This is a genomic window from Burkholderia sp. AU28863 (assembly GCF_002223195.1).
Classification (GTDB): domain Bacteria; phylum Pseudomonadota; class Gammaproteobacteria; order Burkholderiales; family Burkholderiaceae; genus Burkholderia; species Burkholderia sola.
Window position 1 is genome coordinate 259,727 of the sequence record NZ_NKFE01000008.1, and the last position, 12,424, is coordinate 272,150.

At 67.8% G+C, this 12,424-nt stretch carries 10 protein-coding genes; 4 read left to right on the forward strand and 6 right to left on the reverse strand.

Annotated elements, in window-relative coordinates; genetic code table 11:
- Positions 1–10: 10 nt before the first annotated feature.
- On the reverse strand, positions 11–934 hold the full coding sequence (locus tag CFB81_RS30965) for a LysR substrate-binding domain-containing protein (RefSeq protein WP_069619213.1): 924 nt from the start codon (positions 932–934) through the stop codon (positions 11–13).
- A gap of 393 nt (positions 935–1,327) precedes the next feature.
- On the opposite strand from CFB81_RS30965, the gene CFB81_RS30970 reads away from it, so the two are divergent.
- The gene (locus tag CFB81_RS30970) at positions 1,328–2,749 is read left to right on the forward strand and encodes a cytosine permease (protein WP_089438140.1); all 1,422 of its coding nucleotides are present in this window, start codon (positions 1,328–1,330) and stop codon (positions 2,747–2,749) included.
- Positions 2,750–2,884: 135 nt separating this feature from the next.
- On the opposite strand, the gene CFB81_RS30975 is transcribed toward CFB81_RS30970, so the two are convergent.
- From CFB81_RS30975 to CFB81_RS30995, 5 genes are all read right to left on the reverse strand, one after another.
- Positions 2,885–5,164, reverse strand: coding sequence for an FdhF/YdeP family oxidoreductase (locus CFB81_RS30975; RefSeq protein ID WP_089437695.1), 2,280 nt, complete (start codon positions 5,162–5,164; stop codon positions 2,885–2,887).
- A gap of 122 nt (positions 5,165–5,286) precedes the next feature.
- A complete protein-coding gene (locus tag CFB81_RS30980) occupies positions 5,287–8,130 on the reverse strand; it encodes an ATP-dependent Clp protease ATP-binding subunit (protein WP_089437696.1) in 2,844 nt (947 codons plus the stop codon).
- Positions 8,131–8,414: 284 nt separating this feature from the next.
- The gene (locus CFB81_RS30985) at positions 8,415–8,684 is read right to left on the reverse strand and encodes a hypothetical protein (RefSeq protein WP_143328656.1); all 270 of its coding nucleotides are present in this window, start codon (positions 8,682–8,684) and stop codon (positions 8,415–8,417) included.
- A 78-nt stretch (positions 8,685–8,762) separates the two neighbouring features.
- The gene (locus CFB81_RS30990; RefSeq protein ID WP_069619130.1) at positions 8,763–9,578 is read right to left on the reverse strand and encodes a family 1 encapsulin nanocompartment shell protein; all 816 of its coding nucleotides are present in this window, start codon (positions 9,576–9,578) and stop codon (positions 8,763–8,765) included.
- On the reverse strand, positions 9,571–10,650 hold the full coding sequence (locus CFB81_RS30995) for a Dyp-type peroxidase (RefSeq protein ID WP_069619129.1): 1,080 nt from the start codon (positions 10,648–10,650) through the stop codon (positions 9,571–9,573). The genes CFB81_RS30990 and CFB81_RS30995 overlap by 8 nt, the downstream gene beginning before the upstream one ends.
- A gap of 399 nt (positions 10,651–11,049) precedes the next feature.
- On the opposite strand from CFB81_RS30995, the gene CFB81_RS31000 reads away from it, so the two are divergent.
- The 3 genes from CFB81_RS31000 to CFB81_RS31010 all read left to right on the forward strand — a co-directional run bounded on the left by CFB81_RS31000 (position 11,050) and on the right by CFB81_RS31010 (position 12,416).
- On the forward strand, positions 11,050–11,424 hold the full coding sequence (locus CFB81_RS31000; protein ID WP_069619211.1) for a LysR family transcriptional regulator: 375 nt from the start codon (positions 11,050–11,052) through the stop codon (positions 11,422–11,424).
- Positions 11,421–11,873, forward strand: coding sequence for a phosphate-starvation-inducible protein PsiE (locus CFB81_RS31005; RefSeq protein ID WP_012336571.1), 453 nt, complete (start codon positions 11,421–11,423; stop codon positions 11,871–11,873). Before CFB81_RS31000 ends, CFB81_RS31005 begins: the two co-directional genes overlap by 4 nt.
- A gap of 87 nt (positions 11,874–11,960) precedes the next feature.
- Positions 11,961–12,416 carry a DUF1269 domain-containing protein gene (locus CFB81_RS31010; RefSeq protein ID WP_089437698.1) on the forward strand — a complete coding sequence of 152 codons (456 nt, stop codon included), beginning with the start codon at positions 11,961–11,963 and terminating at the stop codon, positions 12,414–12,416.
- The last annotated feature ends 8 nt before the right edge of the window (positions 12,417–12,424 follow it).

A 12,424-nucleotide genomic window follows, 5' to 3' on the forward strand; every position in this document is an offset into this window, starting at 1 on the left:
CTCAGCGACCTCATCGCGCCGCTTCGGCGACGATCTGCGCGAGCCGCTCGCGGCAGAAATCGACGAACGACTGCGCCTGTTTCGTGAGCTGCCCGCGCTTCAGCCGCGCGCTCACGAGCCCGGACGGGCTGACCGTTTCACTGAGGCCGATCGTCACGACGCGCTGGCCGTCGTACGTATAGTCGGAATGCGGGCGCGTGACGAGCAGCGAGAAACCGAAGCCCTGGCCGACCATCCCGCGCACCATCTCGATCGACGGCGAGCCGAACACGATGTTCGGCGTGAGCCCGAGTTCGTGAAACAGGCTGACGAAATACGTGCGGCTCGGCTGCACGTCGAGCAGGATCATCGGCTCGACGCACAGATCGCGCAGCGACACGTGCGACTGCGCGGCGAACCGGTGGTGCTCCGGCAGCAGCACGTACGGCTGCTGCGGCGGCATCAGCGGCTCGGTTTCGATCGTGCCGTCGAGATCGTGGTCGTACATCAATGCGAGATCGAACGTGCCGGACGTCAGCCCCTGCACGAGTTCCTGCTGGTCGCCGTCGCGCAGCCGGATGTTCACGCCCGGGTAGCGCTCGCGAAAACCCGCGATCAGTTGCGGCAGGTAGAGCGGCGCGACCGTCTCGAAGCAGCCGATGTCGATCTGCCCGGCGATCACGTCGTTGTCGGCGAGCGCGTTCTGTTCGAACTCGTGCGCGATGCGCAGCAGTTCCTGCGCTTTCCGGTAGAAGCGCGTGCCGCTCGGCGTCAGCGACACGCCTTGCGCGTGGTGACGAATGAACAGCTTCACGCCGAAGCTCTCTTCCAGCCCCTTGATCGCGCTGGAAATCGACGGCTGCGCGATGAACAGCTGACGCGATGCCTCGGCGACGCTGCCGGATTCGACCGTCGTGATGAAGTATTTCAGTTGCCGCAAAGTGTAGTGAGCCACAAGCACCTCTGACGCCCGCCCCGGCGTGTCGCCGCGGGCGCATGCGCGTTCCATATGGAAACAGACCCTGGCACCTTACCTGAAGTCGATCGGCGCCGAAATTTCCGCTGCAGAGCTTTTTCGTATGTCGCGGAAATATTTTTAGTATTTTCCGGTCGCGATGCACGTGGCGCACCATCCTCTCCAACCTGGATCGCGACGGGGCCGCGTGCGCGCCGGCGGGACATGTCATCCGTCCCCGCTTGCAGCGCACGCGTCGCTTCGTTCGGCACCGCCGCGCGTGCACGCGGCGCGGCGTCGCTCGCGCATCCGGACCGATGGCCGGCGCGCACCCCGACGCGCGCCGGCGTGAACGGCACGCGCGCATCGCCGCGCAGGACAGGAGACTTCACCATGACGAACGCGGAACGCAATGCGTCCCCGATGATAGAGAAGCACACGATCGGCTATGTGCCGCCCGCGGAACGCCACGGCAAGGTGCGCGACCTGTTCACGCTCTGGTTCGGCGGCAACATCGCGCCGCTGCCGATCGTGACCGGCGCGCTCGGCGTGCAGATGTTCCACCTGAACCTGATGTGGGGCATCGTCGCGATCGTCGTCGGGCAGGCGGTCGGCGGCGTGCTGATGGCGCTGCATTCGGCGCAGGGGCCGCAGATGGGTATCCCGCAGATGATCCAGAGCCGCGCGCAGTTCGGCTCGTGGGGTGCACTGCTCGTCACGCTGATCGCGGCCGTGATGTACGTCGGCTTCTTCGCGTCGAACATCGTGCTCGCCGGCAAGTCGGTGCACGGCATCGCGTCGTCGGTGCCGGTCCCCGTCGGCATCGTGATCGGCGCGGTGGGCTCGGGGCTGATCGGGATCATCGGCTACCGGTTCATCCACATCCTGAACCGTATCGGCACGTGGGTGCTCGGCATCGGCATTGCCGTCGGCTTCTGGATGATCCTGTCGCACGTGAACACCGCCGATTTCCTGACGCGCGGCGGCTTCGACTTCGCGGGCTGGCTCGCGACGGTATCGCTGTCGGCGCTGTGGCAGATCGCGTTCGCGCCGTACGTGTCGGACTATTCGCGCTATCTGCCGGAGAACGTCGGCGTCGCGTCGACGTTCTGGGCGACCTACCTCGGCTGCACGATCGGCTCGACGCTCGCGTTCATCTTCGGCGCGGTGGCCGTGCTCGCGGTGCCGGCCGGCGCGGACACGATGGACGCGGTCAAGCAGGCGACCGGCCCGCTCGGCCCGCTGATGCTGGTGCTGTTCCTGCTGAGCGTGATCAGCCACAACGCGCTGAACCTGTACGGCGCGGTGCTCGCGGTGATCACGTCGGTGCAGACGTTCGCGTACAAGTGGATTCCGACCGCGAAGGCGCGCGCGATCGTGTCGGTCGTGATCTTCGTTGCGTGCTGCTACGCGGCGATCGGCGCGTCGACGAACTTCGTCGGCAACCTCGTCGACCTGGTGCTCGCGCTGCTGGTCGTGCTGGTGCCGTGGACGGCGATCAACCTGATCGACTTCTACGTGATCCACAAGGGCAAGTACGACATCCAGTCGATCTTCATGGCGGACGGCGGAATCTACGGCCGCTTCAATCCGCAGGCGCTGCTCGCGTATGCGATCGGCATCGTCGTGCAGATTCCGTTCATGAACACGCCGATGTATGCGGGGCCGATTCCCGCGCATCTGGGCGGCGCGGATTTGTCGTGGCTCGTGGGCCTGCTGCTGACGTCGCCGCTGTACTACTGGCTCGCGATGCGCGACAGCGCGTATCGGCGCCGGCAGGGCGGCGCGCACCTGCCGCCGACGGCGGTGCGGTAAGCGCGGCGTCGTTCGACGCGATCCAATGGAACGGCCGCCGCGTCGGTGGCGATGCGGCGGCCGCGAGCGGCAAGCGCAGGGCGGCAGGCGGGGCGAAGGGGGCGGCGTGTGCCGCGACCCTTGCCCGCCCGCGGATCAGACCACCGCCGAGCGCGCGACGCGCACCGGCACCGACTTGTACGACGGCGTGCCGCTTTCCTTGTCGATGTAGTCGAGCGGCACGAGCACGTTCGCTTCCGGATAGTACGCGCCGACCGAGCCCGGCGCGATGTCGTACTCGATCGCGGTGATCTTCTCGAGGCGCAGCGTGCGGCCCGACGCGGTGACCGTTTCGATGTCGACGAGGTCGCCGTGCTCGAGCCCGTACTTGTCGAGATCGGCCGCGTTCATGAACAGCACGTCGCGCCGGCCGAACACGCCGCGATAGCGATCGTCGAGCCCGTAGATCGTCGTGTTGTACTGATCGTGGCTGCGCAGCGTGATCAGCCGCAGCACCTGCTCGGCGCCGAGCACGTCCGCGTCCTCCTTCACACCCTTGTAGACCGAGAACATCGCCTTGCCGGTCGGCGTCGGCCACACGCGCTCGGTGGGCGGCAGCGGCAGGCGGAAGCCGCCCGGCGTGCGAATCCGCTCGTTGAACGCGTCGAAGCCGGCTACCGTCTTGTCGATCAGGTCGCGGATGCGGTCGTAGTCGGCGATCAGGTCGAGCCACGCGACCTTGCTGTTCGGCAGCGTCGCATGCGCGATGCCGGCGACGATCGCGGGCTCCGAGCGCAACTGGTCCGACGCCGGCTTCAGCTTGCCGGCCGACGCATGGACCATCGACATCGAATCCTCGACGGTGATCGATTGCCGGCCGGTGGCCTGCATGTCGAGCTCGGTGCGGCCGAGCACCGGCAAGATGAAGGTTTCCTTGCCGACCAGCAGGTGCGAACGGTTCAGCTTCGTGCCGAGATGCACGCTCAGGTCGAGCTTCGCCATCGCCGGGAACGACAGCTCGGGATCGGGCAGCGCGACCGCGAAGTTGCCGCCGAGGCACAGCAGCGCCTTCGCGGTGCCGTCGATCATCGCCTGCATCGCCTGCACCGCGTCGTGCCCATGCTTCGCGGGCGGTGTGAAGCCGCACACGTCCTCGATCTTCTTCAGGAATTCGGCCGACGGCTTCTCGGTGATGCCGACCGTGCGGTTGCCCTGCACGTTCGAATGGCCGCGCAGCGGGCACACGCCGGCGCCGGGCTTGCCGATGTTGCCGCGCATCAGCAGCAGGTCGGCGATCAGGCGCACGGTCGCCGTACCCTTGTTGTGCTGCGTGACGCCCATTCCGTACGTGACGATCGTCGCGTTCGACTTCGCGTACGCGAGCGCGACCTCTTCGAGCTGCGTTTGGCTGAGGCCGCTCGCGCGCTCGATGTCGTCCCACGACGTGGCTTCGAGGTCGGCCGAGAACGCGTCGAAGCCGTCGGTGTGCTGCGCGATGAAATCGCGGTCGAGCACGTCGCCGCGTTCGGCTTCGAGCTTCAGCAGCGCCTTCATGATGCCCTTCAGCGCGGCCGCGTCGCCGCCCGCGTCGACCTGGTAGTACGTCGACGCGATCCGCGTCGAGCCGAACGACGCCATCTCGATCATGTCCTGCGGATCGGCGAAGCGTTCGAGCGCGCGTTCGCGCAGCGGGTTGAACACGATGATCGGCACGTTCCGGCGCGAACACTCGTGCAGCGTGCCCATCATCCGCGGATGGTTCGTGCCGGGGTTGTGGCCGATCGAGATGATCAGCTCGCAGTGGTCGAAATCCTCGAGCGACACGGTACCCTTGCCGATGCCGATCGACTGCGGGAGGCCGACGCTGGTCGGCTCGTGGCACATGTTCGAGCAGTCGGGGAAGTTGTTGGTGCCGAGCTCGCGCGCGAACAGCTGATACAGGTACGCGGCTTCGTTGGACGCGCGGCCCGACGTGTAGAACTCGACCTGCTCGGGCGGCAGCGCGCGCAGCACTTCGCCGATGCGCGCGAAGGCGTCGTCCCATTCGATCGCGCGGAACGTGTCGGTCGCGCGGTCGTAGACGAGCGGATGCGTGAGCCGGCCCATGTTCTCCAGTTCGTAGTCCGACATGCGCAGCAGCGACGACACGGTGTTCGCCGCGAAGAATTCCGGCGTCACGCGCTTGGTCGTCGCTTCCCACGTGACGGCCTTCGCGCCGTTCTCGCAGAACTGGAACGTCGACTTGTGTTCCTTGTCGGGCCACGCGCAGCCGGGGCAGTCGAAGCCGTCGGGCTGGTTGGTTCGCATCAGCACGATCGGCGCCTCGATGGTTTCCATCTGCGACCGCACCGCGTCGGCTGTCGCGCGAAGCGCGCCCCAACCGCCGGCGGGCCCGTCGTATTTCCTGATGCCTGGCACTTCGCGTCGATTTGTCATGTGAATCTCCAATAGCCGGGCCCGGTGCGGGTGGCTCGGTTGCGCCGTGTCGCGGCGTGGGGCGGCTCCGTCCGCGGACGGAGCCGGTCATGCGCGCCCCGGGTTGCGGGGCATGCGTTGTTTTAGTGCGCGTCCTTCTTCGCGCCGGACGACTTCTTGCCCGACGGTTTCGCCGCGGGCGGCGGGGCGTCGGCGGGCGTGTCGTCCGCCTTCGCGTCTGCTGCTGCCTTGGCGGTCTTGCCGTTCGGTTTGGCCTTGCCATCGGCGTCCTGCTTTGCGTCCTTCGTGTCTTTCGCTTCAGGCGCGGCGAGTTTGTTGAACTTCACTTCGTCGCTGTCCTTGTCGTAGTCCACCTCGCACTTGTCGCCCGACTTCAGCCGATCGGCGAGGATTTCCTTCGCGAGCCGCGTCTCGATGGTCTGCCGGATCTGGCGCTTCAACTCGCGCGCGCCGAATTCGGGCTGGTAGCCGGCTTCGGTCAGGTGCGCGACGAGCGAGTCGCCCATCACGAGCGTGATGTCCTGCGCGGCGGCGGTACGCACCACGCGGTCGAGCTGGATCTGCACGATCGCGCGGATGTTGTCCTTCGACAGCGCGTGGAAGACGATCACCTCGTCGATCCGGTTCAGGAACTCGGGCCGGAAATGCCCCTTCAGCACCTGCATCAGTTCCTCGCGGATCGCCTTGTCGGTCTTGCGTGCGGCTTCCGGCTGCGTGAGGTTGTCCATGATGATCGCCGCGCCGAGGTTGCTGGTCGCGATGATGATCGTGTTGCTGAAATCGACCACGCGGCCCTTGCCGTCGGTGAGACGCCCGTCGTCGAATACCTGCAGCAGCACGTTGTAGACGTCCGGATGCGCCTTCTCGATCTCGTCGAGCAGGATCACGCTGTACGGGCGTCGCCGCACGCGCTCGGTGAGCTGCCCGCCTTCGTCGTAGCCGACGTAGCCGGGCGGTGCGCCGATCAGCCGCGCGACCGCGTGGCGCTCCATGTATTCCGACATGTCGATGCGGATGATCGCCTGCTCGTCGCCGAACACGGTCTCGGCCAGCGCCTTCGCGAGCTCGGTCTTGCCGACGCCCGTCGGCCCGAGGAACAGGAACGTCGCGATCGGCCGGTGCGTCTGGCCGAGCCCCGCGCGCGACAGCCGCACCGCATCGCTGACGGCGACCACCGCATCGGCCTGGCCGACCACGCGCTCGCGCAGTTGCTCTTCCATCTTCAGCAGCTTCTGGCGTTCTTCCTGCGTGAGTTCGGACACGGGGATGCCGGTCAGCCGCGACACGACCTCGGCCACCGATTCGACGGTCACCTCGAGCGTCTCCGAACCGGTTTTGCGCTGCCACGCCTCCATCATCTCGTCGACGGCCTTCTGCTTCGCGCTGATCTGCTCTTCGAACTGCTTCGCTTCGTCGAAGCGCTTGCGCGACGTCGCGTAGTCCTGCTCGCGCTTCAGCTGCGCGATCTGCGCTTCGCCTTCCTGAATGTCGACCGGACGCGACGTCGCGCCGATCCGCACGCGCGCGGCGGCCTGGTCGATCAGGTCGATCGCCTTGTCGGGCAGGAAGCGCGACGTGATGTAGCGGTCGGCGAACTCGGCGGCCGCGACGAACGCGTCGTCGGCGAACGTCACCTGGTGGTGCGCCTCGAGGCTGTCGCGCAGCCCGCGCAGGATCACGATCGTCTGCTCGACGCTCGGCTCCGGCACGAACACGGGCTGGAAGCGGCGTTCGAGCGCGGCGTCCTTCTCGATGTACTTCTGGTATTCGTTGAGCGTCGTCGCGCCGATCAGGCTCAGCTCGCCGCGCGCGAGCGCGGGCTTCAGCACGTTAGCGATGTCGAGGCCGCCTTCGCCGCCGCCCTGGCCCGCGCCGACGATCGTATGCAGCTCGTCGATGAACAGGATCAGTTCGTCCTGCTTCGCGGTCACTTCGTCGATCAGCTGCTTCGCGCGTTCCTCGAATTCGCCGCGATACTTCGCGCCGGCCACCATCGAGTTGATGTTGACTTCGACGAGCCGCTTGTCGCGCAACACTTCGGGCACGTCGCCGTTGACGATCCGCTGCGCGAGCCCCTCCACGATCGCGGTCTTGCCGACGCCCGGCTCGCCGATCAGCACCGGGTTGTTCTTTTTGCGGCGCGCGAGCACCTCGATCGTGCTCTCGATTTCCTGCGCGCGGCCGAGCACCGGATCGAGCTTGCCCTGGCGCGCGATCGCGGTGAGGTCGCGGCCGAACTTGTCGAGGTTCGGCGTGCCGGTCGGCGCATCGACGCGGCCGTCCTCGGCGCCCTTGCCGACCACCTTCACGACCTTCTGGCGCAGCGCCTCGGGCGTCACACCGTATTTCTTCAGCAGCGTGCCGGCGACGCTGTCCGGCACCGCCGCGAGCCCGATCAACAGGTGCTCGGGGCCGATGTACGAGTGGCCGAGATCGCGCGACGCCTGAAACGCGTACTGCACGGCCTTCTTCACGCGCGGCGAGATCGACAGCTTGTCGAGCGGCGCATCGGGGGCGGCCGTGCCGGTGTGCGCATGCGCGTCGATGTACGTCTTGATGTCCTCCGGCGACAGCTTCAGTTCCTTCAGCAGCGCGGCGCACACGTCGGTGTCCGCGAGCGCGTACAGCAGGTGTTCGGAATCGAGCTCGCTGCGGCGCAGCTCGTGCGCCTTCTCGGCCGCGCGCTGCAGCAGCTCGAGCGTCTGTTCGCTGAACGCGTCGGTCGGGTCGACCGATTCGCGCGGAATCTCGGCGGCGAGCGGCGATTCGTCGCCGAGCCCGCCGAACAACGACGACGGTCCGCCACCGCCGAGCAACGAATCGAACGGATTCAGCATGCTTTGATGCCGCATCAGCTGACGGAAGTGGTAATCGCAGATCGAGATGGTCTTGCGCTCGCCGTCCTGCATCACGGTGGCGCGCGCAACGGCCGGCCGCGCGTGGCAGATATCGCAAAGTGCGGGCATGGTGGTCTGGCTCCTGTCGGTGAAGGTGGGTCGAAGCGTGACGCCCGATGCGGTGCGGCGCTCGCGCGTCCCGATCGCATACGCACGACGCGCACGGCGGCGGCGCGTGTTGCACCGGTGCGACACGCGCGGTGCGCGCCGGCGTGGCGCACGATCGCGGTCGGGGCGGGAAGCGCGGGTGCGGCAAGGAGCCCACGGCATCGCTTCGACTGCGTTCAAAATAACGAATCGACGCGGCCCGTCCAAGACACAGTTCCATGCCGGACCGGCCGTGAATTGCACCCTCACATGGACGCGGGACGGGGTGGCAAGGAGTACAGACGCGCAAGCGGGCGGCGGCGCGGGCGTGCGCGGCGCGTGCGGCTTGCGGTGGAAGGGGCGGGACAGGGCGGCGCCCGAACGGCGCGCGGTGCGACATCGGCGCGCAGCGCGCCCGCAGTGGGCAAACGGAGGGTGGTGTCGCCGACCTCGCGGCCCGCGTTCGCGTCGACCGTCTGCTTCAGGGTAGCGACGGACGCCTGCAACGCCTGTAATGCATCATTCGATTCGCTCATGACATCCTCCATGCAGGACGGGCTGGATCGGCGACGAACCGTGGCCGGCGCCGCGGCGTCGCGCGCCGGCCACCGCGCTCAGGCGGCTGCGTTGCCCTGCGGCGCCACGGCCACCGATGCCTCGCTCGTCAACATCAGGAACGTGAACGTTTCGCGCAGGTACAGGCGGACGCCCTTGTCGGTGTGGCTCGTGTAGCCGATCGACAGGTCTTCCCCGAGGTGCAGCTCGTAATCGCCGCCGCGCGTGGACAGCACGCAGCCGCCGCTGATCGCCGGCGCCCAGATGATCTCGCCGCTGACGATGCGTTTGATATGGCCGAGGACCGGATAGCCCTGGTCGCGCGCTTCGCTGAGCGCGGTGTATGCGTCCGACCCGAGCACGACCGAGTACGGGCCGTCGACGCCGGCGAGGCGCAACGCTTCCAGCGCGTCGCTGATCGCGTCCGGGTACGCGCCGACGTCCGCGGGCAGCGTGAGCCGTCGGTTCGACGTGCCTTCGCGGATGCCGATGATGCCGGCCGCGCGGTAGCCGTCGAAGATCGCGCTGTCTTCGGCGAACGCGAGCCGCTGTGCGGCTTCCTTCGCCGGCTGCCAGTCGGCGTCGCGCGCGCCGCGCTCGACGCTGTCGATCGCGTCGCGGCTCAGTTCGAACGGCACCGTCAGCTCGACGATCGTGCGTACTTCGCGCAGCCGCGCGTTCACGAGCTCGCGCGGCGCGGCCACGTCGAGCAGGTGCCCGGTGCCGACGGCCGACAGCTCGGGGCCTTCGGGGCCGTCGACGTCGACGACGCGCCGGCCGGCCACTGATCGTTTGAAGGTGCGCGCCACTTCCTCCTCGATTTGTTCCCAGGCGGACGACGAGATCGGGGCGAGTTCGCGATGCAGGTTATTCATAGGTCGGGGTTCCTTTCAGCGAGCCGATGTTCAGCGAGCCGTCGCGACGTGGCGCGGCAGGCGCGGACGGCGTGGATTCCGGTTGGGCGGCGCCGTCGGCCGGCGCCGGGCGGTCGGCGAGCGCTTCGAGCAGGTCGGCCGACGGCACGAAGAACAGCGAGCCGGTGACCGCGCGGCTGTAGTCGAGCAGGCGGTCGTAGTTGCCGGGCGGGCGGCCGACGAACATGTTCTCGAGCATCTGCTCGATCGGCGCCGGCGAGCGCGCATAGCCGATGAAATAGGTGCCGAATTCGCCGGCGCCCGGGCGCCCGAACGGCATGTTGTCGCGCAGGATCTTCACTTCCTGGCCGCCCTCGTCGAGCGTGGTCAGCGAGCTGTGCGAGCACGACGGCTTCACGTCCGGCGCGAGCTCGATGTCGGACAGCTTGGTGCGGCCGATGATGCGCTCCTGCGTCTCGACCGCGAGCGCGTTCCAGCCGGCCATGTCGTGCAGGTACTTCTGCACGAGCACGTAGCTGCCGCCCGCGAATTCGGCGTCTTCGTCGCCGATCACCGTGAAGTCGACGGCCTCGCGGCCTTCCGGGTTCTCGGTGCCGTCGACGAAGCCGATCATCGCGCGCTGGTCGAAATTGCGGAAGCCGTGCACCTCGTCGACGACCGTGACCGCGTCGCCGAGCGCATTGAGCAATTGCGTCGCCAATTCGAAGCACAGGTCCATCGCTTCCGCGCGGATGTGCAGCAGGATGTCGCCGGGCGTCGCGATCGCGACGCGCTGGCCGGCGCCGAATTCGCGGAACGGATGCAGCGACGCGGGGCGCGGCTCGCCGAACAGCGCATCCCATGCGTCGGAGCCGAAGCCGCAGACGCACGTGAGGTTGCCGCCCGGCACGCGCTTGCCGACCGAGCGCACGAGCGCGGCGATGTCGCCGCACCATGAACGGATCGTGTCGGCGTGATCGGCGCCGGGATTGATCGTCGCCACGAGAAAGATCGCGCTGCGCGTGATCGGGCTGTGGACGGCCTGGGAGAGCGGGGGAGGGGTAGTCTGCATCGCGGCCTGCCGGTCAGTCATGTCGGGACGGGCGGGCCGTGGCGCGCGAACGGTTGAACTGTGTCATGCGACGGTTCTCTTTGTGACGTGCGGATGAAGGACGTTGCGCGGGCATCGCGCAACGGGCCGCAGCGGCGGCAGCCGGCCTCCGGCGCGAAGGGGAGGCGGACGTGGCGGCCGCGCGTTCGCCCGGCGCGTGAGCTGTCCGCACCGCGTAACGTCGTCGAGCCTGCAATCTAGCAGCTTCGACGGGGCTTTGGAACACGTATCGATGATCTGTCATTCGAATGGGTCAAACAGGGCTCGGTTTTGTGCGGCGCCCGCGCAGCTGTACTCCTGGCGCGCGCGGCGCTGTGCTCTTGAGCGTGCGTGTCGCGTGCAGTAGATTAGGTTCCGCTCCGCCCGACGACGACCCTCATGATGAACCTTTTGGAAGCGATGCGTATTTTCGGTGCAATCGTCGAGCACGGCGGGCTGTCCGGCGCGGCGTCCGATCTGCAGCTCGACGTCGCGCAGGTGGGCGCGCGGCTCGACGATCTCGAACGCTATCTCGGCTGCCGGTTGTTGCTGGACCGCACGGGCGACGCCGTGTGCACCGAGGCCGGCGCCGCGTTTCATGCGTGTTGCCGGCGCACGCTGTCCGCGGTCGCGCAGGCGACCGGCGCGATCGGAACCGGCGCATGCGCAACGGTTTCCCGTCCGCCCGTCGCAGGCTTTCCGTTTCCCGACACCCTCCGCCGCCGCGATGGAGCATCGATCGCGGCACCGACGACATCGCACCGGATACCGCGTTGAATACTTCCACTGCATCCGCCGATACGGCCGCCGAGCGCATCCGTCGCCGCTTCGGCCATTTCCTTCACGCGGCCGAGCTGGCCGGGCTGGTCGTGATCGGTCTGGCGACCGCGTTCGCGATGGCGCAGGAAGCGTGGAAGGTCGTGCTCGCGGGCGAAGTGTCGCTGACGGACCTGCTGCTGATGTTCCTGTATCTGGAAGTGCTCGCGATGGACCTGCGCTACCTGCGGCTTGGTCGGCTGCCGGTGCGGTTTCCGCTGTTCATCGCGATGACGTCGCTCGCGCGCGACCTGATCCTGCGCGGCGCGACCGACAGCCCCGAGCGGATGCTGATGACGACTTTCGGGATCGTGCTGCTCGCGGTCGGCGTGCTGATCCTGAGCTTCGGCCAGCATCGCTTTCCGGCGGACGTCGACGATGTCGAGGACGACGTGCATGCGCGCAAGTAACGCGGCCCGGGCGGCATTCGAAGCGAACCCCGGCGCGCCGTGCGACATGCGGCGGCCCCATCCTCATCCCAACACACGAGGTGTCGCATGACCAGCCAATTGATCGTCGCCGTATTCGGCAGCGTCGACACGGCCCGCCGGGCCGCGAACGATTTCGACGCGCTGTCGGAGAAGAGCGAAGGATTCCATATCGAAAATGGCGTCGTCGTCGAGAAGGACGCGAACGGCGAGCTCGCGGTGCTCGACGCCGAATCGCGGCCGTTCAAGGGCGGCGTGATCGGCGCAATCGCGGGCGGCTTGCTCGGCCTGCTCGCCGGGCCGCTCGGCGTGGTGACCGGCATCGCGGCCGGCGCGGGCGCCGGCATGCTCGCGCAAGCGGCCGACAACGCGCTGCTCGACGGCACGTTCGTCGAGACGGTCGCTGCGCGGCTCGTGCCCGGCAGCGTCGCGGTCATTCTCGAAGCGAAGGAGGACACGCCATTCTCGGTCGACAACGTCGTCGCGGGATTCGGCGGCAAGGTCTTTCGCCACGCGCTCGACTGAGCGCGCGC